The sequence below is a fragment of the Agromyces selenitireducens genome (assembly GCF_052748465.2).
Genome location: NZ_CM188259.1, coordinates 939,333 through 964,024, shown reverse-complemented (window position 1 = coordinate 964,024; position 24,692 = coordinate 939,333). Strand labels below are relative to the sequence as shown.

The 24,692-nt window shown below is 71.9% G+C and carries 24 protein-coding genes; 9 read left to right on the top strand and 15 right to left on the bottom strand.

Going from position 1 to position 24,692, the window contains the following annotated elements:
* Positions 1-11 precede the first annotated feature (11 nt).
* Positions 12-839, bottom strand: coding sequence for an alpha/beta hydrolase (locus ACULK4_RS04575; RefSeq protein ID WP_445965833.1), 828 nt, complete (start codon positions 837-839; stop codon positions 12-14).
* Positions 840-928: 89 nt separating this feature from the next.
* On the opposite strand from ACULK4_RS04575, the gene ACULK4_RS04570 reads away from it, so the two are divergent.
* Complete coding sequence (locus ACULK4_RS04570) at positions 929-1,564, top strand: TetR/AcrR family transcriptional regulator (protein WP_445965834.1); 636 nt, start codon at positions 929-931, stop codon at positions 1,562-1,564.
* Between the two features lie 12 nt (positions 1,565-1,576).
* On the opposite strand, the gene ACULK4_RS04565 is transcribed toward ACULK4_RS04570, so the two are convergent.
* The 5 genes from ACULK4_RS04565 to ACULK4_RS04545 form a co-directional block, all read right to left on the bottom strand.
* Entirely contained in the window at positions 1,577-1,813 is a 237-nt protein-coding gene (locus ACULK4_RS04565; RefSeq protein ID WP_445965835.1) for a hypothetical protein, read from the bottom strand.
* Between the two features lie 90 nt (positions 1,814-1,903).
* Positions 1,904-3,313 carry a glucose-6-phosphate dehydrogenase gene (gene zwf, locus ACULK4_RS04560; protein ID WP_445965836.1) on the bottom strand — a complete coding sequence of 470 codons (1,410 nt, stop codon included), beginning with the start codon at positions 3,311-3,313 and terminating at the stop codon, positions 1,904-1,906.
* On the bottom strand, positions 3,310-5,190 hold the full coding sequence (locus ACULK4_RS04555; protein ID WP_445965837.1) for a glycoside hydrolase family 15 protein: 1,881 nt from the start codon (positions 5,188-5,190) through the stop codon (positions 3,310-3,312). The genes zwf and ACULK4_RS04555 overlap by 4 nt, the downstream gene beginning before the upstream one ends.
* Before the next feature lie 338 nt (positions 5,191-5,528).
* Positions 5,529-5,723 (bottom strand): hypothetical protein, encoded by a 195-nt coding sequence (locus ACULK4_RS04550; protein WP_445965838.1) that lies wholly within the window; start codon positions 5,721-5,723, stop codon positions 5,529-5,531.
* A gap of 80 nt (positions 5,724-5,803) precedes the next feature.
* Positions 5,804-6,739, bottom strand: coding sequence for a cytochrome b/b6 domain-containing protein (locus tag ACULK4_RS04545; protein WP_445965839.1), 936 nt, complete (start codon positions 6,737-6,739; stop codon positions 5,804-5,806).
* A 97-nt stretch (positions 6,740-6,836) separates the two neighbouring features.
* On the opposite strand from ACULK4_RS04545, the gene ACULK4_RS04540 reads away from it, so the two are divergent.
* Together ACULK4_RS04540 and ACULK4_RS04535 are read left to right on the top strand one after the other, a co-directional pair.
* On the top strand, positions 6,837-7,568 hold the full coding sequence (locus ACULK4_RS04540) for an EI24 domain-containing protein (protein ID WP_445965840.1): 732 nt from the start codon (positions 6,837-6,839) through the stop codon (positions 7,566-7,568).
* 300 nt (positions 7,569-7,868) lie between these two features.
* The gene (locus ACULK4_RS04535; RefSeq protein WP_445965841.1) at positions 7,869-9,290 is read left to right on the top strand and encodes an MFS transporter; all 1,422 of its coding nucleotides are present in this window, start codon (positions 7,869-7,871) and stop codon (positions 9,288-9,290) included.
* Here ACULK4_RS04535 and ACULK4_RS04530 read toward each other — a convergent pair.
* The gene (locus ACULK4_RS04530) at positions 9,232-9,987 is read right to left on the bottom strand and encodes an NAD-dependent deacylase (protein ID WP_445965842.1); all 756 of its coding nucleotides are present in this window, start codon (positions 9,985-9,987) and stop codon (positions 9,232-9,234) included. The genes ACULK4_RS04535 and ACULK4_RS04530 overlap by 59 nt on opposite strands.
* An 88-nt stretch (positions 9,988-10,075) precedes the next feature.
* Between ACULK4_RS04530 and ACULK4_RS04525 the strand changes: the two genes are divergently transcribed.
* Entirely contained in the window at positions 10,076-10,213 is a 138-nt protein-coding gene (locus ACULK4_RS04525) for a hypothetical protein (RefSeq protein WP_445965843.1), read from the top strand.
* 77 nt (positions 10,214-10,290) lie between these two features.
* Here the strand turns inward: ACULK4_RS04525 and ACULK4_RS04520 are convergent, their stop codons facing one another.
* Entirely contained in the window at positions 10,291-10,899 is a 609-nt protein-coding gene (locus ACULK4_RS04520; protein WP_445965844.1) for a class I SAM-dependent methyltransferase, read from the bottom strand.
* A gap of 109 nt (positions 10,900-11,008) precedes the next feature.
* Between ACULK4_RS04520 and ACULK4_RS04515 the strand changes: the two genes are divergently transcribed.
* Positions 11,009-11,773, top strand: a complete 765-nt coding sequence (locus ACULK4_RS04515; RefSeq protein ID WP_445965845.1) for a maleylpyruvate isomerase N-terminal domain-containing protein — start codon at positions 11,009-11,011, stop codon at positions 11,771-11,773.
* Positions 11,774-11,910: 137 nt separating this feature from the next.
* On the opposite strand, the gene ACULK4_RS04510 is transcribed toward ACULK4_RS04515, so the two are convergent.
* From ACULK4_RS04510 to ACULK4_RS04495, 4 genes are all read right to left on the bottom strand, one after another.
* Positions 11,911-13,602: a glycoside hydrolase family 13 protein gene (locus tag ACULK4_RS04510; RefSeq protein ID WP_445965846.1), complete on the bottom strand. Its 1,692-nt coding sequence runs from the start codon at positions 13,600-13,602 to the stop codon at positions 11,911-11,913.
* Positions 13,603-13,684: 82 nt separating this feature from the next.
* Positions 13,685-14,611, bottom strand: coding sequence for a carbohydrate ABC transporter permease (locus ACULK4_RS04505; protein WP_445965847.1), 927 nt, complete (start codon positions 14,609-14,611; stop codon positions 13,685-13,687).
* The gene (locus tag ACULK4_RS04500) at positions 14,608-15,576 is read right to left on the bottom strand and encodes a carbohydrate ABC transporter permease (RefSeq protein WP_445965848.1); all 969 of its coding nucleotides are present in this window, start codon (positions 15,574-15,576) and stop codon (positions 14,608-14,610) included. The genes ACULK4_RS04505 and ACULK4_RS04500 overlap by 4 nt, the downstream gene beginning before the upstream one ends.
* Positions 15,577-15,597: 21 nt before the next feature.
* Positions 15,598-16,890, bottom strand: a complete 1,293-nt coding sequence (locus ACULK4_RS04495; protein WP_445965849.1) for an ABC transporter substrate-binding protein — start codon at positions 16,888-16,890, stop codon at positions 15,598-15,600.
* Positions 16,891-17,017: 127 nt separating this feature from the next.
* Between ACULK4_RS04495 and ACULK4_RS04490 the strand changes: the two genes are divergently transcribed.
* Complete coding sequence (locus tag ACULK4_RS04490) at positions 17,018-18,262, top strand: ROK family protein (RefSeq protein WP_445965850.1); 1,245 nt, start codon at positions 17,018-17,020, stop codon at positions 18,260-18,262.
* 16 nt (positions 18,263-18,278) lie between these two features.
* Here ACULK4_RS04490 and ACULK4_RS04485 read toward each other — a convergent pair whose 3' ends face one another.
* The 3 genes from ACULK4_RS04485 to ACULK4_RS04475 all read right to left on the bottom strand — a co-directional run bounded on the left by ACULK4_RS04485 (position 18,279) and on the right by ACULK4_RS04475 (position 20,796).
* Complete coding sequence (locus ACULK4_RS04485; protein ID WP_445965851.1) at positions 18,279-18,821, bottom strand: hypothetical protein; 543 nt, start codon at positions 18,819-18,821, stop codon at positions 18,279-18,281.
* A 66-nt stretch (positions 18,822-18,887) separates the two neighbouring features.
* Positions 18,888-20,081 (bottom strand): hypothetical protein, encoded by a 1,194-nt coding sequence (locus tag ACULK4_RS04480; protein WP_445965852.1) that lies wholly within the window; start codon positions 20,079-20,081, stop codon positions 18,888-18,890.
* A gap of 100 nt (positions 20,082-20,181) precedes the next feature.
* Positions 20,182-20,796: a histidine phosphatase family protein gene (locus ACULK4_RS04475; RefSeq protein ID WP_445965853.1), complete on the bottom strand. Its 615-nt coding sequence runs from the start codon at positions 20,794-20,796 to the stop codon at positions 20,182-20,184.
* Between the two features lie 168 nt (positions 20,797-20,964).
* Here ACULK4_RS04475 and ACULK4_RS04470 point away from each other — a divergent pair, with 168 nt between their 5' ends.
* From ACULK4_RS04470 to ACULK4_RS04460, 3 genes are all read left to right on the top strand, one after another.
* A complete protein-coding gene (locus ACULK4_RS04470) occupies positions 20,965-23,103 on the top strand; it encodes a sensor histidine kinase (protein ID WP_445965854.1) in 2,139 nt (712 codons plus the stop codon).
* The gene (locus ACULK4_RS04465; protein ID WP_445965855.1) at positions 23,096-23,755 is read left to right on the top strand and encodes a response regulator transcription factor; all 660 of its coding nucleotides are present in this window, start codon (positions 23,096-23,098) and stop codon (positions 23,753-23,755) included. Before ACULK4_RS04470 ends, ACULK4_RS04465 begins: the two co-directional genes overlap by 8 nt.
* Positions 23,756-23,892: 137 nt before the next feature.
* The gene (locus tag ACULK4_RS04460) at positions 23,893-24,648 is read left to right on the top strand and encodes a hypothetical protein (RefSeq protein ID WP_445965856.1); all 756 of its coding nucleotides are present in this window, start codon (positions 23,893-23,895) and stop codon (positions 24,646-24,648) included.
* Positions 24,649-24,692 lie beyond the last annotated feature (44 nt).

Below are 24,692 nucleotides of genomic sequence, written 5' to 3'. Positions count from 1 at the left end.
GCCGCCGGACGTCAGGCCCGCACGCGCACGGCCTCGCGCGCGAAGGTCGCGAGCCGCTCCGCCATGGCGGCGGGCTCCCACGCATGGTCGGCGCCGGCGACCCGATCGGCGCGCCCGTCGGGAGCGGCCGCGGCGATCTCCTCGGCGGCGTCGACCATGCCGGGGAAGGTCTCGGTTCCGGCGAGCGCGAGCACGGGCGCGCGGATGCCGCCCAGGAGTTCGGGCAGCGGCGCGGAGTCGGCCCAGGCCAGCGACGCGGCATCCGCTCGCAGGGTGGGCGTCTGCGCGACCGTCATCGGGAACTCGGGCGACTGCCGCACGGACTCGAGCCACTCGGCCGGCATGTCGACCATGTACTGCTCGAGGGCGCGCTCGCGTTCGCCGGCGTCGAGCAGGCGCGTGAACTCCGCGGCCCATGCCGTCGCGCCCCCGGTGAAGCCGTGCAGCGGCGCCTCCCAGGTGACGACGCCTGCGACGGGCACGCCGGCGGAGGCAGCCGCAAGGGCGAGGGTCGCTCCCGATGAGTGGCCGCAGAGCACCGCAGGTGCGTCGGCGACGTCGACGACGGCGCGGATGACCTCGAGCTCGCGGTCGAGGTCGAGCAGGGGGTCACCGGATGCCGCGACGCTCTCGCCGCGCCCGGTGCGGTCGAACACGAGCGCGTCGATGCCCGCCCGCGCGAGCCGCTCGCCCGTCTCGGTGGTCAGTGGGTCGACGGCCCGGAAGGGGCCTGCGCCCGCGATGAAGACGGTGGCGACGTCGGCCCCCCGGGGGTGCGCCGCGAGGTGGTGGTCGTAGGCGATCACGTCGCCTCGTGCGGTCGTGATGGTGCGAGACATCGTTGCTCCCGAATCAAACTGGACGGTTCAGTACTGTTCGCGAGACTAGACTGTCCAGTACTAGGCGTCAACCGTCGATGGAGGACCGCGTGACCCACACCTCACGGAGCCCGCGAGCCGATCGCAAGCGGCGCACCATCCTCGACGCCGCGCGCGAGCTCTTCCTCGCACAGGGGTACCTCGGCGCGAACATGGATGCCGTCGCCGCGCGCGCCGCCGTCTCGAAGCAGACCGTCTACTCGCACTTCGGCAGCAAGGAGGCGCTCTTCGTCGAGCTCGTCACCGACATGACGCGCGAGGCCGGCGACCGCGTGCGCGCCCACGACGCCGACGGCGTCTCCGCCGGAGCGGCGGCACTCCTCACCGCATTCGCCGTCGAGCAGCTCGCGACCGTGCTGCGGCCCGACGTGCTGCAGCTCCGACGACTCGTGATCGGCGAGTCGACCCGCTTCCCCGACCTGGGCCGCGCACTGCACGAGGCAGGTCCGAAGCGGGCCGTCGACCGGATCGCGCGCGTGCTCGACGACCTCCGGTCCCGCGGGCTCGTCGAGTTCGACGACACGACGACCGCGGCGAGCACCTTCAACTGGCTCGTCATGGGCGGCCCGCTGAACGACGCCATGCTGCTCGGCGACGAGGCGGTGCCGGATGCCGCGGCGCAGCGACGACACGCCGAGCACGCCGTCCGGGTGTTCCTCGCGGCGCACGCGCCGGATCGGCGCTGACGTGCCGCGGCGTCATCGCGAGGGCGCTGCCCACCACCCGGGATCAGGGCGGAACGGTGCGGCGGGCGCGCCCGTGGCATCCGTCTCGAACCGGTGCACGACGCCCGCTCCAGGCCCGGCGCGCCCGCCGCCGTAGATCGCCACCCAGAGGTCGCCGGATGCGTCGACCGTTATACCCTCGGGCGATCCGACCTCCTCGGGCACCGCCAGGAGCACCCGCCCGTCGGACTTGCGGAAGATGAGCTTCATCGCGATGGGCCGGCCGCGCCCTCCTTCATCGGTTCACTCCCTGCGTGCTCAACTGTCTCGTCTGTCGGGTTCCGCGGTGCCTTCGCGCGCTCAGAGCCACGGCTCGCGCCAGCCGCCGTGGTCGGCGACGAGCGCGTCGGCTTCGGCCGGGCCCCAGGTCCCGGGCGCGTACGGATGCACCGGCGGCGGAGCGTCGATGAGCGGCTGCATGACCCGCCACGCCTCCTCGACCGTGTCCTGCCGCCCGAACCGAGCGCTGCGGCCCTCGATCGCGGCCAGCAGGAGGACCTCGTACGGGGTCGGCCCCTCGCCGCCCTCGGCCGCGAACTCCATGTCGAACTCGACGGCGCTCGGCGTCGCGGCATCCGCTCGCTGCGCGTTCAGCACGATGCGCACGCCCGTCGAGGGGTCGAGCCGGATGACGAGCTGGTCGGGTTCGCTGTCGGCGCGACGCAGGCCGAAGCCGAGCTTCGGCGGATGCGTGAACACCAGCCGCACCTCGGTCTGGGTGACGGGCAGCAGCTTGCCGGTGCGGATGAAGAACGGCACGCCCGACCACCGCCAGTTCTCGATCTGGAGCTCCAGCGCGCAGAAGGTCTCGGTGGTGGAGTCGGCGGCGACCCCGTCGACCTCGCGATAGCCGTCGAACTGCCCGCGCACGTACCGCGCGGGATCGGCCTCGGCCATCGATCGGAACAGCGACGTCTGCATGTCCTTGATCGTCTCGACGTCGCCATGCGACGGCGCCTCCATCGCGACGGCAGCGAGCAGCTGCATGAGGTGGTTCACGACGACGTCGCGCAGTGCGCCGACCGGTTCGTAGAAGCTGCCGCGCCCGGCGATGCCGAAGTCCTCGGCCATGGTGATCTGCACGCAGTCGACGTAGTTGCGGTTCCAGACCGGTTCGAGCATCGTGTTCGCGAACCGCAGGTAGAGGATCTCCTCGAGGCCCATCTTCCCGAGGTAGTGGTCGATGCGGTACAGCTGCGACTCGTCGACGTGCTCGTGCAGCTCGGCGGCGAGCGCGCGGGCCGACGCCAGGTCATGGCCGAACGGCTTCTCGATGACGAACCGTCCGCCGGCCGTCAGGCCGACGCTCGCCAGGCCCTTCACGACCATCGCGAACAGGCTCGGCGGAGTCTCGAGGTAGTACACCGGCGTGCTCGCCTCGCCGATCTCCGCAGCGACACGGCCGTAGGTTCCCTCGTCGGCGAAGTCGCCGTGCACGTAGCTCAGCCGATGGCAGAGCCGCTCGAACACGACGGGATCGATGGCCTCGCCGGTTCCGGCGATGGAGTCGCGGGCGCGATCGAACAGCTGGTCCATCGTCCAGTCGTCGAACGCCACGCCCACGATGCGGCACTCGAGCAGCCCGCGCTGCTCGAGCCGGTACAGCGAATGGAAGGTCATCACCCTCGCCAAGTCGCCCGTGATCCCGAAGATCACGAGCACGTCGGCTCGCGCGAGGGCCTGGTCCGGCCCGGACGGCGACTCGTTCATGTCGCCCGCCTCGCCTTCATCAGCACGGCTTCGACGTCGCCCGAGCCGTGGTCGAGCTGGTAGTCGAGGTTCACCGCGGCGTTGATGAGGGCGAGGTGGCTGAACGCCTGCGGGAAGTTGCCGAGCTGCTCGCCCGTGAGGCCGATCTCCTCGGAGTAGAGGCCGAGGTGGTTGGCGTAGGTGAGCATCTTCTCGAACACGAGCTGCGCCTCATCGAGCCGGCCCGCGCGCGCAAGGGCATCGACGTAGAAGAACGAGCACAGCGTGAACGTGCCCTCCGATCCGCGGAGTCCGTCAGGTGAGGCAGCCGGGTCGTATCGATACACGAGGCTGTCCGAGACGAGCTCCTCGTCCATCTCGTCGAGCGTCGAGAGCCACATCGGGTCGCGCGGCGCGACGAACCCCATGAGCGGCATCAGCAGCAGTGACGCGTCGAGCACGTCGGTGTCGTAGTGCTGGACGAACGCCCCGCGCTCCGGGTGCCATCCCTTCGCCATGACCTGCTCGTAGATCCGATCGCGCTGCTCGATCCACGTGGCGAGCGGCGCCGGTCGGCCGTGCCGTCGGGCGAGACGGATGCCGCGGTCGAGCGCGATCCAGCACATGAACCGGCCGTAGGTGAAGTCCTGGCGCCCGCCCCGGGTCTCCCAGATGCCCTCCTCGGGCTGGTCCCAGTTCTCGCAGACCCAGTCCAGCATGTCGCGGATCTGCGCCCATCCTCGGTGGGGCAGCTGGAGCCCGTGCGTGTCGGCCAGGTGAATCGCGTCCATCGCCTCGCCGTAGATGTCGAGCTGCAGCTGGTCGGCGGCGCCGTTGCCGACGTGCACCGGGCTCGAGCCTCGGTATCCCTCCCAATGGTCGAGGGACTCCTCCACGAGGTCCGATGAGCCGTCGACCCGGTACATGATCTTGAGCGGTCCCGAGCCGGTGCCGACGCTCTCCCGGATGCGGTCCATCAGCCACCCCACGAACGCCTCGGCCTCCTCGGTGTAGCCGAGGCCGAGCAGGGCGTACACGGAGAACGACGCGTCGCGCACCCAGGTGTACCGGTAGTCCCAGTTGCGCTCCCCGCCCACCTGCTCGGGCAGCGCCGCGGTGGGGGCGGCGACGAGGGCGCCCGACGGGGCGTAGGTCATGAGCTTGAGGGTCATCGCGGCACGCGACACCATCTCGCGCCAGCGTCCGGTGTAGGTCGAGCGTGCGTTCCAGTCGCGCCAGTAGCGTCGCGTGTCCTCGAACATCTCGCGGAGCCGGTCGAACGAGATCTGCTGCGGCGCGGACGCTTGCGATTCGAGCACCACGCCGGTCATCTCACCCGCGTCGAGCGAGATGGTCACGCGCACGCCCTGCTCGAGGACCTCGACGCGGCCGGCGCGTTCCGTTCCGTGCACGACGGGGTCGCCCACACGGTGCATCGTGAGCGTCAGCTCGTCGGAGGCGAAGACGGCGCCCGCGTCGCTCAGCTCGACGGTGTGCGGCGCCCGGCCGTAGTCGAATCGCGGCTGGACCTCGGAGATGAAGCGCATCGACCCCCGGACGACGCGGATCATCCGCACCAGCTCATGCCGGTCGGTCGCCTCCCGCCCGGCGATCGGCATGAAGTCGATCACCTCGCCGACGCCCGCCTCCGTGAGGAACCGGGTGACGAGGATGGCGGTGTTCGGCAGGTACAGCTGTCTCGTGACGTAGTCGTCGGCATCGGGCCGCACGCGGAAGTAGCCGCCCTTCTCGCCATCGAGCAGCGACGCGAACACGCTCGGCGAATCGAACCGTGGAACGCAGAACCAGTCGATCGTGCCGTCCGAGGCGACGAGCGCCGCGGTCTGCAGGTCGCCGATCAGGCCGTGGTCGCTGATGTCCGGATAGTCGTCTCGCATGTGCATATCCCCCCAGGTGACCTTCGAGGCTTTCATGGCGGTGTTCGGGCCGCAGGGGCCAAGGTCCCGCTCGGGCGAGGTCGCTGAATGTGTTCGAGCGGACACATCCTGACCGCGCAACCGGGAGCTCGTGCGAGCCGAAGGTCCCGTCGGATGTTGGACGGCGTGACGAAGCGCCCCCAGCGCTTCGTCACGCCCTCGGTACGCGGGGTTCCGCCGCGTACGGCATCGACCTCTCCCGAAGCGTCTCGAGGACCGAGCGCGTGTCAGGCCGACGTCGACGCGCCGGGCAGATCGGCGTCGAGGGTTCGGATCATGCGAGGCCGGTCGCGGCGCGGCTAGCTCTCGACCTGCTTGCGGTCGCCCGCCCGGCCGAGCCACGAGCGCAGCAGGAAGAACACCACGACCGCGACGACGGCGACGATGGCCAGCTTCACGATGAACCAGACGACGCTGAAGACGAGGTCGACGACGAACCAGGCGATGACGACGGAGGCGATGACGCCGAGGACGATCCAGACGGTGCGGCTCATCATCCGAGCCTATCGAAGCCCGCCGGCCGGGCGCTGACCGGGCCGGCCCGCGACATCCGTCGGCCGGCCCGCGACATCCGTCAGCCCTGCACTCGCCCTGAGGTCGCGGCGATGCGCTTCAACAGCGGCGGCTTCGCGAGCAGCCAGCCGGCCGCCATGACGACGACCGACAGCGCGAAGACGATGAAGCCGAGCCAGTCGTCGGTGTCGCGCGAGGTGTACATCTGGTTGAGCTTGCGGAGCGCCCCCGTCGTCAGCACGAGCACGACGTGGACGAAGGTGAATGCGACGAAGAACAGCATCACGGGGTAGTGCAGGGCACGCGCCGACTTCTCGGTCGCCGGGTTCGCGAGGCGCCCCTCGACGGGCCACACCGACGACAGGCGCAGGCCGGTGAGGATCGCGAGCGGCGAGGCGATGAACACGATCGCGAAGTACGCCAGCTGCTGCAGCGCGTTGTAGACGATCCAGGAGTCCTCGGTGGGCCAGTCGAGCGACGCGTACTGCAGCGCGGCCGAGATCGCGTTCGGCACGACCGCCCAGTCGGTCGGCACGATGCGCAGCCACTGGCCGGTGGCGAACAGCAGCACGACGTAGCTGACGCCCGTGAGCACCCAGAGCGCGTCGACCCAGAGGTGGAACCACAGCCAGATGCCGAGGCGACGCGGCGGTCGCTTCGTGCGCGGCCAGCGGGAGTTGTCGCGCGTCCAGAACCCGGGGGGCCGACGCTTCGAGCGCAGCTCGAGGCCCGTCTTCACGAGCAGCACGAGGAAGAACGCGTTGAGGAAGTGCTGCCAGCCCAGCCACGCCGGGATGCCGACCGGCGTGCCCTCGGGGGGCGGAACGACACCGGGATACTCGGCGATGAAGTCCTCGACCGCCGGGATGCCCCGCAGCATCCGCGCAACGACGACGGCGATCACGAAGACGACCAGGGCGATCGCGGTGCCCCACAGCACGCGCGTGCGCTGCGCACGCCACCACTCGGCGGCACGGGAGGGCTTCGTCTGGGTCACGGACAACGACGATATCGCCGTCGGCTGGATACCGAGGACACGACGTGTCGCGCCGCGTCACGCGGTGCCCGCCCGATGGCCGACCTATGCTGGGCCGATGCTGAGGGATCTCGCCGCCGGGGCACGGACCCTGTTCCGGGGCTTCGGGTTCTGGAGGGTCGACCCGGGCGTCATGCTGCTCGGGCTCGTGCCCGCCGCCATCGTGTTCGCCGGGCTCGTGTGGGGACTCGTCGCGCTCGGCATCGGCCTGCCCGGGCTCGTCGACTGGGCGACGCCGTTCGCGGAGGGGTGGCAGGAGTTCTGGCGCAACGCGTTCCGCGCCCTCGTCGCCGTGGTCGTGTTCGCCGGGGCGGCCGTGCTCGGTTTCGTCACGTTCACGGCACTCACCCTCATCGTCGGCGACCCCTTCTACGAGCGCATCTGGAAGGCGGTCGAGGCCCACCTCGGCGGCGACGTCCCCGCCGAGGGTCCGAGCTTCTGGAGCGGCGTGCGCGGCGGGCTCGTGCTGCTCCTGCAGGGCCTGCTCTCGGCCGTCGTCGTCGCGGCCGTCGGGTTCGTCCCGGTCCTCGGGACGGTGCTCGCGGCGGTGCTCGGCGCGGTGCTCACCGGCCGCATCCTCGCCCGGGAGCTCGCGGCGCGCGCACTCGACTCCCGCGGACTCACGTACGCGGATCGACGCGCGCTGTACCGGCGCCATCGGTGGCGGCTGCTCGGGTTCGGCATCGCGACGCAGCTGTGCTTCCTCATCCCGCTCGGCGCGGTCGTGGCCATGCCCGCCGCGGTCGCGGGCGCCACCATGCTGGCTCGGACGATGCTCGCCGAGACCTGATCCGGGCGACCCACGAGGAATTCCTCGCGCGTGTGCATCCGATCCGGGTGTTCGGACGGAAGTACATGGTGACGGGGGTCCCGGTCCCTTCGGGGGATCGGACCGGGAACCCCCATCACCCGTCAACGCACCCTCCTCGCAACCGGGGTGACGGTACGCGAACCGCGGATGCCGCGGGCCGAGACGAGCGGCCCGCGGCATCCGCCCGTCTCGGGTCGGCCGCCGGCTTGACAGCCGCGATCGCGCGCGGAAGGCTCCGAACGAGCCATCCGTCGACGAACGCGCGGGCAGGGGGCCGGGATGCGGGGCAGCGAGCGTGCCGGACGCGACCGCCGTCCGAGCGCGGGGAGCCGGCGCCACGAGACCCGGTGGATCGTCGCCGCCCTGTGCACGGGCACGATCCTCAGCGCGCTGAACTCCGGGATGGTCGCGGTCGCGCTCAGCACCCTGCGGCGCGCGTTCGCCGTCGACGTCGCGACGGTGACCTGGGTGATCTCGGCGTTCTACCTCACGTCGGCGGTGCTGCAGCCGCTGATGGGGCGACTCGCCGACCGGTACGGCCCGCGGCGCGTGTTCGCCTTCGGCATGGTCACGATCATCGTCGCGGGCGCCCTCGGACCGTTCGCGCCGAACCTCGTCCTGCTGTGCGCGGTCCGGGTGCTGCTCGCCGTCGGCACCGCCGCGGCGTTCCCGTCGGCCGCGGCCATGCTGCGCGCCATCTCGGCGACCGAAGGCGGCGACGGCCGCCGCCTCATCGCGCGCGTGCAACTGATCGACACCAGCGCCGCCGCGGTCGGGCCCGTGTTCGGCGGCCTGCTGATCGTCGGATTCGGCTGGGAGGCGATCTTCTGGATCAACGTCCCGCTCGCCGCGCTGGCGCTCGCCAGTACGTGGCTCCTCGCTCCCGCGGACCCGCCGCGGCAGCGGGTCCCGCTCCGGGCCACGCTGCGGGAGTCCGACATCCCCGGCGTGCTGCTGTTCGTCGCGACCGTCGTCGGGGTGCTGCTGTTCGTGCTCGAACTGCCCGACGGGCCGTCGTGGCCGCTGCTCGCCGCCGCGATCGTCGCCGGCGCGCTCTTCGCGTGGCGGGAGCTGCGCACGGCGACCCCGTTCATCGACCTCCGCCTCCTCGCACGCGACGTGCCCCTGCTGCGGGTGTACGCGCTGTTCGTGCTCGCGAACCTCGTGTTCTACTCCGCGCTGTTCGGGCTGCCCCAGTACCTCGAGGAGCACGCGGGATACCGCACCGACGTCGTGGGGCTGCTGCTGCTCCCGCTCGCGGCGTTCAACGTCGCCATGGCCCCGCTGGCCGAACGGCTGATCGACCGTCGCGGGCTCCGCACGACCCTCGTCGTCGGCACGGCGGCGCTCGCGGCGGGAACGATGCTCCTGCCGCTGCTCGCGGCGACGACCTCGCCGGTTGCGGTGCTCGCGGCGACCGCGGCGATCGGCATCCCCTACGTGCTCGTGCTCGTGTCGATCACGCAGTCGCTCACGGCGGCGTCGCCGCCCGGGCACGCCGGCCAGGCCGCGGGCCTGTTCCAGACCGCGCGTTCGCTCGGCAGCACGGCCGCGGGCGTCGTCGTGGCGCTGTCGTTCACCGGCGGCACCGACCCCGCGGAGTGGTCGCTGCTCGCGGCGATCACGGCCGGGCTCGCGATCGTCACGCTCGTGGTGGCGGTGGCGTGGCGCGACCGGCGGGCGGCGAGTCCCGGCCGCTGAGCACCTCGTCGACCCAGCGCGGCACCAGGTCGCTCGCGAGTCCGAGTCGGCTCTCGTCGAAGAACTCGGTGATCTCGCTCGCGGCGAGGTTCAGCTCGAGCGTCGCCGCGCCGAACGCTCCGGCGGTGAGCACGAACCCGGCCGCGGGGTGCACCGCTCCGGACGTGCCGATCGCGACGAAGCGCTCGCACCCGACGAGCGCCGCGTCGATCTCGTCGAGCCCGTACGGCATCTCGCCGAACCAGACGACATCGGGGCGCAGCATCCGCTCGCCGCATGCCGGGCACGGCGGCTCGTCGACGAGGTCGCTCGGGGCCTCCGACCGCTGCTCGCACGCGAGGCATCGCGCACGGCCGATCTCGCCATGCATGTGCAGCACGCGGGTCGACCCGGCTCGCTCGTGCAGGTCGTCGATGTTCTGGGTGACGACGAGCAGGTCGTCGCCGAGCTCCGCCTCGAGCCGCGCGAGCGCATGATGCGCCGGGTTGGGGGCGACGGATGCCACGGCGCGGCGCCTGGCGTCGTAGAACCGCTGCACCGTGACCGGGTCGAGCTCGAACGCCTCGGGCGTCGCGACGTCCTCGACGCGGTGGCCCTCCCAGAGCCCGCCGGCGTCGCGGAAGGTGGGCACCCCGCTCTCCGCGGAGATGCCCGCGCCGGTGAGCACGACGAGCCGGATGCCGTTGAACGAGTCCACCCCTCGATTCTCCCGCGACGGCTCCCAGCCGACGGCGCTAAAGTGACGATCGCGGGGCCATCCAGGCTCCCGAACAGAGGACGCCACCGTGTCAGACAAGTCACCGAAGAAATCGTCCAGCAAGACCGCCGCCTCGCGCACGCTCAAGGAGAAGCGCGCCGACAAGAAGGCCAAGGTCGCCGGCCGCTCCGGCAACGACGTCACCGACGTCACGCACCGCAAGTAGCGGTCCGGTCCCCGACCGCGCACGGCAGGCACCCGATGGAGGGTGCCTGCCGTGTTCCATGCCCGGGTCGGTCGGGGTCAGGGCGCCGTGGCATCCGTCGCATGCCCGCCGAACACCAGCACCCGGGTCGGACCGAACGGGAACGACGGCACCCGCACGAGCTGCACGTCATCGCCGTCGAACCCCGCGTCGGCGAGCGCGCTGCCGGTGTCGCGGTCCCAGTGGCAGTTGTGGCAGAACCGGGAGCTGAACGGCGTGACCGCGCGCTGCACCGCACGCTTGAACGTGCGCGGCGGGGCGACGACGTGGTCGACGAAGACGACCCGGCCGCCGGGCCTCAGCACGCGGCGCACCTCGGCGAGCGCGGCGGCCTGGTCGTCGACGGAGCACAGCACGTAGGTGCCGACCACCGCGTCGACGGAGGCGTCGGGAAGCGGGATTCGCTCGGCGACCGCATCGAGCACCTCGGTGCGGTGGCCCCATTCGCGCGCGCGGGTCGCAAGCTCGCCGCGGCGTTCCGCGTCGGGCTCGAGGCCGACCCATTCGACGTCGTGGTGGAAGGCGCCGAAGTTCTCGCCCTCGCCCGCGCCGATCTCGAGCACGCGCCCGCGGACGCGCCCGATCGCCTCGCGTTCGAGGTCGTCGAGGGCGTCGTCGGTGATGAGCTCGGGCCGCGCGTCGTCCATGCCGTCATGCGACCACGGTCGCCGGCGGCCGTCAAGCGGGCATGCCGGGCGCGCTGCTGCCCGACGATCCGGACACGCCCGGCCGGTCTCGTCACGGCATGATGGGCGCATGGGTTCGCTCGCTGACCTCCGTGCCGTCGCGGACGCGTTCGCCCGCGAATCGGCGGGTACGGATCCCGCTGCCTCGGTGCGGTCGGCGATCTGGCCGACCGCCGGGGCCGTCGTCGACCACCTCGGGAACATCCAGCGGTGGGCGGCGGAGCAGGTGCGCACCGGGGTACGCGCCGATCGGCGCGAGTTCCGCAGGCCCGACGGGGCGGATCGGGTTGCCTGGTTCCGGGAGGGCGCACGCGAGCTCATGCGCGTGCTCGACGGATCCGACCCCGACCGTCCGGTCCCGGTCCTCTACGGCGCCGACGGCACCGTTCGCTTCTGGCAGCGGCGGATGGCGCACGAGGCCGCCAAGCACCTGTGGGACCTGCGCTCGGCGATCGACCCGGATCCGCGATTCCCGTTCGAGGTGGGGCACGCCGGCCGGGCCGACGCGATCGACGAGTTCGGCGAGGTGTTCATGGCCGAGGCGCGGCGGCGCGGCATCCTGCCCCTGGCGGGCGAGGTCGCCCTCGTCGCGGCCGACTCGGGCGACTCGTGGCTCGTGTCGCCGGAGTGGGTGATGCGCCGCGTGGGACCCGAGGCCCCGACCGACGGCGCCCGCGCAGACGCTGCGGCGGCGGCCACGACGATCACCGGCGAGGTCGGCGACCTCGCACTGCTGCTCTGGGAGCGGGCCGACCTCGCGGCGCACGACCGCTTCCGGGTCGAGGGTGACGCCACCATGGCGACGGCGCTCGCGACGACGCCGGTGCACCTCTGACGACCGAGGTGCATATGCGCGGCTGACGGGAACCGGGTCGCCATCGATCGCGGGCCTTCGGCGATCGATGCACCTTCGCGGCGGCCCGGTACCGGAGTACCGGGCCGTCGCGGTCGGAACGGTGCGTCTCGATCTGGTCAGCGGTACCAGATGGTGGTCTCGGCGGGCAGCAGCGCGGCGTCGTCGATCGGACCGCTGGACAGCACCTGCTCGCGGTCGGCGAAGGCCGACGGCAGCGGGACGGGGGCATCGCCGAAGTTGGTGAGGATGGTCCAGCCGCCGGGGCGTTGGTAGGCGAGCAGGTCGGGGTGGTCGAGTGCGATCCAGGCGAGGTTCTCGGGGCCCTGGAGTTCGTGGCGGAGGGCGAGCGCACGCCGGTACATGGTCAGGGTGGAGTTCGGGTCGGCGGCCTGCAGGTCGACGGCGTACTGGGCGAACCATTCCGGTTGGGGCAGGTGGGCGGCGTCCGTGGGCCCGAACCCGTAGGAGGGGGCGTCGGCGGCCCAGGGCAGCGGGACGCGGCATCCGTCGCGGCCGATCTCGACGCCGGCGTTGCGGAAGAAGCTCGGGTCCTGCCGGGCGGTGTCGGGGATGTCGGCGACCTCGGGCAGGCCGAGTTCCTCGCCCTGGTACAGGTAGGCCGACCCGGGTAGGCCGAGCAGGAACAGCGTCGCGGCCCGCGCCCGCCGCAGCCCCCGCGCGGCGTCGACGGCCGGCGAGACCCCGCCGGAGAACAGCCACTGCTTGCCGATGTCGTAGCCGGCGGTGTCGTCGTCGGGCAGCCCGTACCGGGTGGCGTGCCGGATCACGTCGTGGTTGGAGAACACCCACGTGTTCGACGAGCCGGTCTCGGCGGCGAAGGCCATGTTGCGGTCGACGATCTCGTGGAACTCGGCCGCGTCGAAGTTCGCCCGGAGCAGGTCGAAGTTGAACGCCTGGCCCAGGCTGGTCGGGGCGGCGTACCGGTGCCGGCGGGTGGGTGCGACCCACGCCTCGGCGACCGCGGTGCGGGGCGGGTCGTACTCGTCGAACACGGCACGCCACTCGGCGTAGATCTCGTCGAGTTCCTCCCGGTCCCAGAGCGGGTGCGACCCGTCGCCGGCGAGCCTGGTCTGCTCCAGTTCGGCGTGCGAGCGCAACGGGTAGGTCAGGTCCTTCGCCAGCGCGTGCGCGACATCGACCCGGAACCCGTCCACACCACGGTCCGACCAGAACCGGATGGTGGCCAGGAAGTCATCGCGCACCTGCCGGTTGGCCCAGTTCAGGTCGGGCTGCTCCGGCGCGAACAGGTGCAGGTAGAACTGCCCGTCACCGACCGGCTGCCACGCCGACCCGCCGAAGATCGACTCCCAATCGCTCGGCGGCTCGCTGCGGTCCGGGCCCTCACCGTCACGGAAGATGTACCGGTCCCGGGCTGCGGACCCGGGCGGTGACGCCAGCGCCTCGCGGAACCACTCGTGCCGGTCCGAGGAGTGATTCGGCACGATATCGGCGATCAACCGGATCCCCGCGCCGTGCAACGCGGCGATCATCTCGTCGAAGTCGGCCAGTGTGCCCAGCTTCGGGTCCACATCCCGGTAGTCGTCGACGTCGTACCCGCCATCGGCCAGCGCCGACGGGTAGAACGGAGAGAGCCACACCGCATCCACGCCGAGCTCCACCAGGTACGGGATCCGGGCGGTGATCCCGCGCAGGTCGCCGATCCCGTCACCGTTCGCGTCGGCGAAACTGCGCGGATAGACCTGGTACACCGCGGCCTGCCGCCACCAGTCCGGATCGGCGGCCAGCACGGTCCCGGCATCGATCGTCGTCGGGCGAATGGTGGTCATATGAGTCGGGTTCCTTTCGAGAGGGGTCCGGAATTCGGGATATCGGTGGGCGGGCACGGGACGGCGCGGGACTCGCGGGCGGTCAGCCCTTGACCGCGCCCTGCGTCACGCCCTCCATCACCCAGCGCTGCGTGAACAGGTAGACGATGATCGCGGGCGCCATCGCCATGAGGTACGAGGCGAACGACACGTTGTAGTTGTTGCTGAACTGGGTCTGGAAGATGGATTGCACCACCGGGAGGGTCTGCTGCGCCGAGTCGGCGATGATGAGCGACGGCATCATGAAGTCGTTCCACGAGGCGAGGAACGCGAAGATCGCCACGGTCGCGCTCATGGGCGCGAGCAGCGGGAAGATCAGCTGGCGGAACGTCTGCCAGGTCGTCGCTCCGTCGATCCGGGCGCTCTCCTCGAGCTCGAGCGGGATCGAGCGGAGGAACGCCGTGAACAGCAGGATGCTGAACGACAGCTGGAACATGACGTGCAGGATCGTGACGCCGACCGGGTTCGCCAGCCCGGTCAGACCCGTGAGCTGGATCTGCGGGAGTGCCACGACGGGGAATGGCAGGAACATCGCCGCGAGCAGGTAGAAGAACGACCAGCGGAAGAACCTGCGGTCCCAGTTGCGGACGATCGCGTACGACGCGAGCGACGCGAGCAGCACCGTGCCGACGACCGTGCCGAGGGTGACGAGGAGCGAGATCGTGAACGCGACCGGGAAGTTGGTGAGCTCCCACGCCGCCGCGAACCCGGAGAAGTCGATCGGGTTCGGCAGCGAGAAGGCGTTGCCGTCCACCGCCTGCGACGTCGACTTCAGCGACATCGAGATCGTGACGTAGAGCGGGAGGATCACGGTCAGTGCGCAGAGGAACAGGATGACCATGGTCGACCAGTTCGTCCGCTCCTGCCCCACCCGGCCGCGACGGCGGCGGGCGGTGGTGGCGGGCGCCTCGTCGCGCTCGACCGCGCGCGGGGCCGTCGTTGCGACGGGCTTGGCTGCTGCCTGGGTCATGAGATCGCCGCCTTTCCGCGGGTGATTCGGAGCTGCAGTACGGAGATCGCGACGGCGATGATGAAGAAGATCGTCGCGTTGGCCATCTGGTAGGCGTAGTCGCCGCCCGTGAAGCCCGTGAAGATCGTCATCGCGATGCTGCGGGTCGACGTGCCGGGCCCGCCCTGGGTGAGGCCGACGATGACGTCGTACACGTTCAGGTAGTTCTTGAAGCCGAGGATCATGTTGATCACGACGTAGCCGGCGACGAGCGGCAGCGTGACGGACCAGAGCCGGTTCCAGGCGTTGGCGCCGTCGATGTCGGCGGCCTCGTACACCTCGCCCGGGATGGACAGGAGTCCGGCGATGTAGATGAGCAGCGTCGCCGGGATCGACTGCCATGCGGAGACGATGACGATCGAGAGCCAGGCGAGGTCGGGGTTGGCGAGGATCGACTCCGACAGCCACGGGATGCCGAGCGAGGCGCCGAGCGCCGGCAGCGAGTTCGAGAACAGGAAGTTGAAGACGTAGGCGATCACGATGCCCGAGATCACCATCGGGATCACGAACACGGCCCGGAGGCCGGTCTTCAACCGGATCCGCGAGGTCAGGCCGACGGCGAGCAGGAACGCGATGACGTTGACGAGCAGCACCGTTACGATCGCGAAGCCGAACGTGAACGTGTACCCGGCGAGGATCGCCGGGTCGGAGAACACCGCGATGTAGTTCGTGAACCCGATGAACTCCCACTCGCCGAACCCGATGAAGTTCGTGAACGAGTAGAAGATGCCGAGCACGGCGGGCACCGTGATGGCGAGCGTGAACAGCACGAGCGTCGGCACGAGGAACCAGTAGTAGATCGGCTCGACGCGGGTTCGGCCGCGCGTGTCGTGGGCGCTGCCCGCGAGGTGGTCGACCCGTCCGTGCTCGGCCTCGTCGACGAGCGAGCCGGCGGATGCCGCGGCGGGGGTGATGGGCGTGGTCATGTCGAATCCTCTCGTCGCCGGTCAGCCGCGAAGGGCGAGCCGGGCCCAGTCGGCGTCGATCGTGGCGAGGGTCGCGGGGATGTCGCCGCCCGTCGCCATGGTCTGGATGTAGTTGTCGATCGGGATGGTGAGCGGGATCGACCGGGACAGTCCCTGGTAGAAGGCGCCGTCGTCGTAGTACTCCTGCATCGGCAGGATGCGCTCGTCCGTGACATCCGCTGCCTCGGTCGTCGTGCCGAAGCCGAGGAACGCCGCGTTGTACTCGTCCATGACCTCCTGCTGCATGAGGTAGGACACGAAGGTGCGCGCGGCCTCCTTGTCGTCGCTCGCCTCGGGGATCCAGAGGGCGAGGTCGAGGTTGACGCGCACCTTGAGGTCGTCGGGGTCGTCGGTCACCGGCAGCGGGAAGGTCGCGAGCTCGAGGTCGGGGGCGGTCTTCGCGATCTCGCCGAGCGCCCACGGCCCCTGCATGTACATCGCGCCCTCGCCGTTCGCGAAGGCGACGTTGCCGTCGCCGTAGCCCCGGCTCGCGGCATCGTCGTTGGAGTAGTCGGCGAGCTGCTTCATCTGCTCGCTCGGTCGGAGGACGTCCTTCTGGAACGACGCCGGGGAGTCGGGGCCGACCTCGGTGCCGAGCTCGTCGAGCTGGTCGACGAAGTCGGCGACATCCATCTGCCCGCCCGCGCTGTAGTCGAAGAGCCCCTGGCCGAGCGTCCACGGGTCCTTGAAGGTGCTGTAGATCGGGGTGACGCCGGCGGCCTCGAGCTCGTCGCAGATGGCGATGAGCTCGTCCCAGGTGGTCGGCACCTCGATGCCGTGCTCCTCGAAGATCTCGACGTTGTAGATGACGGATGCCGCAGCGACCGAGTACGGCAGCACGCTCGTGCGACCGGGGTAGGTCGAGTACTGGTCGACGAGGTCCTGCACCTCGGGCCGGATGCGGTCGGCCTCGGGCATGTCGGAGAGGTCGGAGAGCGCGCCGCGCTCCATGAACCGCGCCATCTCGTAGTTGTAGTTGAGCAGGCCGACGTCGGGCGGGTTGCCGCGCAGGAAGCCCGCCGAGAGGTTCGACGCGGTGTCGAGCGTCACGCGGACGTCGGACTGCTCGCTGTTGAACTCGCGGACGAGGTCGCGGAAGAAGGGGATCGCCTCGGGCTTGGACATGTGGAAGGTGATCTCGGCCGGGCCGCTACCCGCGATGCTCGCGCAGCCCGACATGGCGAGCGCGGCGCCGAGGATGCCGGTGACCGCGAGCGCGGATCGTGCCGGCCGCCGTCGGGGGCGTGGGCCGGTGGTACTGGTTCGGTGAGGCACGTCCTCGTCTCCTCTGGTCCGTACCGTCGCCATCGATCCGGAGTGTCGACGGTGACGGAAGTAAATATAGGATGTAGATTTACTTGTTGTCGTAAATAATGACCGAGGACCACGGAGGTGTCAAGAGTTGGATGGGAAAGGCGCGGCGACCTCGCCGCAGGTGCTGCGTCGGCTGAACGCACGGCGCGTGCTCGAGCACGCGTGGCGATGCGACGCGTTCACCGCGACCGACGCCATGGCAGCGACCGGCCTCACGCGGTCCACCGTGATCGGCGTGTGCGACGAGCTGGTGGCGCAGGGTTGGCTCACCGAGCTCGACGATGCGCGCGCCTTCGGGTCCTACACCAAGGGCCGCCCCGCGCGCCGGTATGCGCTCCGCGACCGCGCGGCCCTCGTCATCGGCGTCGACGCGGGATTCGACCACGTGTCCGCCACCGTCGCCGACCTCCGCGGAACCCCGCTCGCCCGGCGGGGCGTCGCCATTCCGGCGTCCGGGCCCGAGCGCATCGAGCCGCGAGCGGACGCCGAGCAACGTCGGTCGCTCGCCCGCGACGTCGTCCGCGGCGCGCTCGCCGATGCCGGCGCCGACCCGTCGACGGTGCTCGCGATCACCGTCGCCGTGCCCGCACCCGTCGACCGTCACGGCGACTCCCCCGCCGACGACTGGTTCTGGAGTACGGTCAACCCGGGCTACGCCGGGCTGTTCCGGGGCACCGCGCCGCTCGTCGCCGTCGAGAACGACGCCAACCTCGCCGCGATCGCGGAGCGATCGGCGGCCGACGGCGAGGGTCGCGACGTCGACTCGCACATCTCGCTCATCCTCGGCGAAGGCATCGGCGCCGGCCTCATGATCGACGGGCGCCTCGTGCGCGGCCGTCGCGGATGCGCGGGCGAGCTCCGCTTTCTCGACTACGTCGAGGGCGTCGGCTCCGCGGACGGCCTCGCCCTGCTCGCACGCCGCTGGGCGGTCGACGCCATCCGATCGGGCCTTCCGGCCGACAGCGCACTGGGCCGGCTCGATCCCCAGTCGCTCGACGAGTCCGACGTCCACGGCGCCGCGTCGGCGGGCGACCCGGCCGCGGTCGACATCGTCGACCGGCTCGCGGCGCGGCTCGCGCGGATCTGCCTCGTGCTCGGCGACCTGCTCGACGTCGACCGCGTCATCGCCGGTGGGGCGGCAGCGACCTCGCTCCCGCTGGTGATCCAGCGCGCCGCGGCGATCCTCGACGCCAGCGACGATCCCGCCGTGCCCGAACTGCGCACCTCGCGACTCGGCGCCGAGTGCGTCACGACCGGGGCGATCGAGCACGCGCTCGACCTGCTGCGGGAGCAGGCGCTCGACCTCGCGCCGGCGACGCCCGGGGCGGCCTGAGCCGGCCGCTCGTCGGTCAGGCCGGTCCGAGCCCGACGCGGTCCGGCACGGCGGTCACGACGTTCGGCAGCCAGTCGTGCACGTCAGGCCAGGCGCGCGCCGTCGGCAGCCCCCGGATGAGCGCCGCGAGCGACGCGTCGCCCGGCGCCCACGGGATGACGCGGTTCGGCGACGCCGAGGCGAGCACGCCGAGCCACCAGTGCAGCCAGGTGCCGCGGATGGTCTCCGGCTCGAGCACGACGTAGTAGTCGGGGACGCGGATCTCGCGCCGGTCGACCGCGTCGACCAGCTGCTCGATCTCGAGCTGCAGCACGCCGAGCGTCGAGCGCTCGTCGTAGAACTCGACCCACGCGGATGCGACGTGGCCGAGCGGGTCGCGGTCGTGCACGACGTACGGCGCCTGCGACGTGGTGGTCCACGTGACGACCTCGGCGTCGGTGGCATCCGTCATCGCGGCGAACGTCGCGGTCTCGACGTTCGGCAGACCTGCGAGGGACGTGATCGCGGTCGTCGCCTCCTCGCCGACGACGACCAGGGTGGTGCTTCCCGGTGCCTCCATTTTCGGATTCTACGTCCGTTCCGACGCGGTCCGGCTGGGATGGGCCCAGCGCGTCGGCGACCGGGGTCAGCGGCAGCGCGCGGCGAGGTCGATGAGCTCGTCGGAGGGACGCCCGTACAGCCACTCGCCGCTGCCGTCGCCCGTGTAACCCATGCTGATCGCCCAGGCCGTCGCCCACGCCTCGTTGTCGACGTAGGCGAGCTGGTCCGACACGATCTCCCCGTGGCACCTGCCGGTCATGGCGTGGCCGACCTCGTGCGCGACGAGGGCGCGCACGCCGGGCGCGTCCCAGAGCTCGGCGACGCTGTCGCTGAATCCGATCGTCGCGATCCCGCCGCCGGTGACGTCCCAGACGGCACTGCCCCCGTAGGTCCCGCCCATGCCGAAGCCCGACACGGTCGGCGCCCAGTCGAACTCGAGCAGCACGCCGTTCGCGAGCTCCCTCGCGAACGCCTCGACCTCCTTCCGGCGGTCGTAGAGCGGACCGGCCTTCTCCGCCTCCTCCGCCGCGTGCGTGGCGACGAGCGCATCCGCGGCCGCGAGGTAGCGCACGACCGCGTCGACCGCGTCGGCGTTCCAGTCGTCCGCGGCGCCCACGAGCGCGGTCGCCTCCCGGAGCGCCAGACGCTCGAGGTTCCGAGCGGACTCGTACTCCGCCTCGAGGTCCTCGGCCGCGAGCGGGATCGCCGCGAGCACCTCGTCGGCGGCCTCGTCCGTGTCGGCCGCGGCGGCCTGGAGTTCATTTGTGGCGGAGTCCAACTCGCTCGCGTGCCGCTGCAGCCGCTCCGCGTCGGCGTCGAGGCGCTCGGCCGCGTCGTCGAGGGCGCGGGGTCCGTCGGCGCCGGGTTCGCCCGGTTCGACCTCGGGTGCGATCTCCGGGATCGCCTCGGCTTCGTCGAGCTCCTCGGCGACCTCGGCCGCGGCGTCGGCGAACCCGGACCCGGCGTCCGCGCCGACGTACTCGTCCGGGAGGTCGCCGACGTCCTTCGCCAGCGCCGCCACTGCCGATGCGTCGTCCGCGGCCGCCTCGAGGTCGTCCTGCGCGCTCGTGACGGCCTCAGCGGCGGCGGCATGTGCGGCGACCGCCGTCGCATGGCGACGCTCGGCCCCGGACTGCGCCGTCCAGACCCCGAGGGCGATCGCGACGACTGCCGCGACCGCCGCGAGCACCGCCGCGGCGCGGCGGACGGCGCGGCCGGAGACCCGGCGCGCCGGCTCGGTCGGGAGCGCCGACCGCTCAGGCACGTCGGAGGTGGACACCCGAGCAGTATCGCCCCGCAACCTGAGCGAGGGAACCGTCAGTGCGGCGGGGGTCTCGAGACGCGTCGCCTTCGACGGCACTCCTCGATCCGCGGCGGCGTCAGCCCGCGAGCCGCACGAGGTCGGAGGCCGCGTCGAGCCCCTCCCGCACCTCGGCGAACGGGGCGCCGCCGACCGTGAGCACCTGCCACGCGGCATCCGCTCGCCGCACCTCGGAGATCGCGAGGTTGTCGAGACGCGGATAGTGGCGGGCGTCGTGGCCGCTCAGCTCGGCGAGCACGTGGCGGATGAGCGTGCCGTGCGCGACGGCGAGCACGCGTGCACCGGCGTGCTCGGCGGCGATGCGCTCGAGGGCGCGGACGCCGCGGGGGCCGACGTGCTCGTCGAGTTCCTTGCGCGGGAACGCGCGGCCGGGCCACCGCACGTCGATCTCGGCGACGAGCGTGCCCTCGGCGGCGCCGAAGTCCTGCTCGACGAGGTCGTCGTACGCGCCGGCGACGGGCAGGCCGATCCCGCGGGCCAGGATCTCGGCCGTCTCACGCGCGCGGCCGAGCGTCGAGCTGACGACGACGTCCCAGTCGGCCCGGTCGAGCAGCGCGGCGGCGGCCTCGGCCTGCGCGCGACCGGTGTCGTTCAGCGGGATGTCGGTGCGGCCCTGCATGAGCCCGTTCAGGTTCCAGTCGGTCTGTCCGTGGCGGACGAGGGCGAGGCGCATGGGCCCAAGCCTAGGCGGGGGCGGCTGGGCGGATGCCGCGTGGGAACTCGACGCGGGGTTACCGGGTCGGTCACACGGCGCGCGCTCGTCCTCGGCGGTACGGCCGACGTCCTGAGTCGGGACACGTGTCCCGTGACAGCGGGACACCGCGGCTGCGACGATGAGCGGATGACGCTCGCCTCCAGCCGCATCGCGACCGTCCTCGCACTCGTCGTGGCGGCGGTCGCTGCGGCCGGGGCGATCGCGATCGACGTGCGCGTGCTGCCCGAGCACCCGGATCCCCCGATGTCGTCGGGCTGGTCGGGGGTGCTGCCGGGGGTGGCGATGCTCGTGCCCGGCGCCCTGCTCATGTGGCGGCTGGCGTGGCATCCGATCGCCGTCGTGCTCACGGGGTTCGGCACGCTCTGGGTCGTCGACGGGCTCGCCTCGGCCGCGGTGAACCTCGCCTGGTACGAGGATCGCGACGCGTGGTGGGCCGTGCCGGCGTTCTGGTTCTTCACCCGGCTGGGGTCGGTGCTGCTCCTGCCGATCGTGCTGCTGCTCCTGCTCTTCCCCGACGGCCGGCTGCGGCCCGGCGGCTGGCGGATCGTGTCGATCATCGCGCTCGCGCTGGCGCTCGTCATGCCGTTCGCGTTCCTGTTCGCCCCGGTCGACGCGCTCGCGGCCGACGACGCCGCCCGGACCGACCTGCTCGCTGCGTTCGACCGGTCGCTCCTCACGATCCCGTTGACGGATGCCGCGTGGGCGGCGATCCTCGCCGCGGCCCTGCCGTGCCTGGCCGCGAGCCTCGTGCTGTCGCTGGTCGTGAGCGTGAGCCGACGCTTCGGCGCGAGCCCGGAGGAGCGCGCGCAGTTGCGCTGGCTCGTCTGGTCGGGCGTCGTGTTCGTGGGCGCGCTCGCGATCTACCCGCTCCTGCCGACGGCCGTCGTCGACGTGCTGCTCGCCGTGACGATCGGGCTCATGAGCGCGTCGGTCGTGGTCGCGGTCGCCCGGTACCGGCTGTACGAGATCGACCGGCTGCTGTCGTGGACGCTCGTCTACGCGGTGCTCATCGCCGCCATCATCGTGGTCGACGTGCTCGTGGTGCTGCTCGTCGGCAGCGCGATCGACGACCGCGTGGCCATGCTGCTCGCGGTGGTCGCGGTGACGGTCGCCTACGCGCCGCTTCGCGGGCGGATGTTCGCGTTCGCGAGCCGTCTCGTGAACGGACGCCGCACCGACCCGTACGCCGTCGTGTCGTCGCTCGGGGACCGGCTCGACCGCTCGATCGACACCCGTGCGCAGCTCGGCGACCTGGCCGAGGCCGTCGCCGAGGCGTTCGCGTCGCCGTACGTGCGCGTCGAACTCGACCGTCCGGCCGGCACCTCGGCGGAAGCCGAGCCGCTCGTCGCCGAGCACGGCGCGCCGACCGAGCACCCGGTCGACATCCCCATCGACCACGGCGGGCAGGTCATCGGCCGCATCCGCATGGAGCCGGGCCGGCGTCCCGTCGTCTCCGAACGCGACCGGCGCCTGCTCGGCGACCTCGTGCGGCTCGCCGCCGCGGCGATGCGCAACGCCGAGCTCGGCCGCGAGCTGCAGGCGATCCGGGAACGACTCATCGTTGCTCGCGAGGAGGAGCGCTCGCGCCTGCGCCGCGACCTGCACGACGGACTCGGGCCGCTGCTCGGCGGCGTGAAGCTGCGCCTCGAGACGGCCCGCAACCTCGCGACGCGTGATCCCGCTCGCTCGCTCGCGCTCGTCGACGCCGCGATCGAGGACCAGTCCGGAGTCATCGACGAGATCCGCCGCATCGTGCACGACCTGCGGCCGCCCGCGCTCGATGACCTCGGCCTCGTGCGTGCGCTGCAGCAGCAGGCGGAACGCCTCACGGGCGCCGAGGTCGTCGTCCGCGTCGAGGGCGACCTCCCGCGCGACCTGCCGCCCGCGGCCGAGGTCGCGGCGTACCGCATCGCCTCGGAGGCGCTCACCAACGCCCGCCGCCATTCGGGCGCGGCGAACGTGCTCGTCCGCCTCGAGCACGACGAGCGGATGCTGCGCCTCACCGTCCGCGACGACGGCACCGGCATCCCGGCCGACGCCGTCGGCGGCGTGGGGCTCCGGTCGCTCCGGGAACGGGCCGTGGAGCTCGGCGGCACGCTCGAGCTCGCCGTGGCGGACGGCGGCGGCACGCTCGTCCGGGCGACGCTCCCGCTCGCTGCGGCGCCCCGCAGCGTCGAGGTCCGCACCCCCTCCGCATCTCCCGATCCGACCCCCGAGACCACCGAGACCCCCGAGACCCCAGTGGAGGCACCCGCCGATGCCTGACGACCCGATCCGCGTCATCCTCGTCGACGACCACCCCGTGTACCGCGACGGCCTCGCGATGCTGCTCGAGTCGCTCGACGGCGTCGACGTCGTCGCGACCGCCGCCGACGGCGAGGAGGCGCTCGCGGCCGCTGAGACGTCCGAGTCCGACGTGGTCGTCATGGACGTGCAGATGCCGAAGCTCGACGGCATCGCGGCCACGCGCGAGATCGTCGCACGACATCCGCACCTCGCGGTGGTCGTGCTCACGATGTCGGAGGACGACGAGACCGTGTTCGCGGCCATGCGCGCGGGCGCCCGCGGTTACCTCGTCAAGGGTGCGAGCCAGCACGAGATCCGCGCGGCCATCGACGCCGCCGCGCGCGGCGAGCTCGTCTTCGGCGCCGCGATCGCGCGCCGCGTCGCGGAGTTCTTCGCCGCCGGCCCCGCGACGGCGCCGGCCGCCGCGGTGTTCCCGCAGCTCACGGCGCGCGAGCGCGAGGTGCTCGACCTGCTCGCCGCAGGCCGCTCCAACCCGCAGATCGCGCAGGCGCTGTTCCTGTCGCCCAAGACGGTGCGCAACAACGTCTCGAACATCTTCGCGAAGCTCCAGGTCGCCGACCGCGCCGAGGCGATCGTGCGCGCCCGCGACGCGGGCCTCGGTCGCGCCTGACCGCACCCGGCGCTCCGGCCAGTCGGATGTCCCGGGCGCGAGTCGGGACATCCGCGGGACGCCGCACCCTGTGGGCCCGGGTCGCCCGCCCGGGAATCTGGGATCACCGAATGATCCCGCTCCCGAAAGGCACCGACATGGACTTCTCACCCGCCACCACCACCGAGCCGGCCGCCGCCGCAACCGCAACCGCGTCCGGCCCGCACGAGCCCGCGCCCGGCGCGGCATCCGTTCGCCCGAAGCGCCCCCGGATCACCTCGACCGAGCTCGGCCCGATGCGCCCGAACCGGCTGCAGCGCCTCGGCGGCCTCGGCCTCGTCGCCGCACCGCTGCTGTTCACCGGCGGCATGCTCACCTCGCCCGAGCAGACCGGGCCCGGCACCGCCGGGTACATCGAATCCCTCGCGGCCGACCCGGCGCTCAGCCTCTGGTCGGCGAACCTGCTGCACTACGGCTGGGTCGCGCTCGCGTTCGGCGCGATCGCGTCGCTCGGACTGCTGCGCGGCGCTCCGGGCCGCGTGTTCCTGTCGATCGCGGCGGTCGTGCTCGCGTTCGGCTCGATCCAGATGTCGGGCCTGCTGCTGTCGGACTGGTTCCTGATCAGCGCCGGCAACACCCTCCCGATCGAGGACGCCGTCGCGATGGACTCCACCGCGAAGGAGTGGACGTCGGCGATCTGGCAGTACACCGGCATGGCCGGCGGACTCCTCGGCATGGGCCTGCTGTCGCTCGCCCTCGCCCGCGCCAAGGCGATCTCGTGGTGGATCGCGCCGCTCGGCTTCCTGCCGTGGATCGTCCCGGCGTTCGGCCTCGGCCCCGTCGGCGTGTTCGCGGCACTCGCCTGCTACGCCCCGCTCCTGGTCGCGGGCGTGCGGCTGGTCGCCGCGCGCTGACGACGTCGACGGATGCCACGGGGCCCGCGGTGCACGCGCACCGC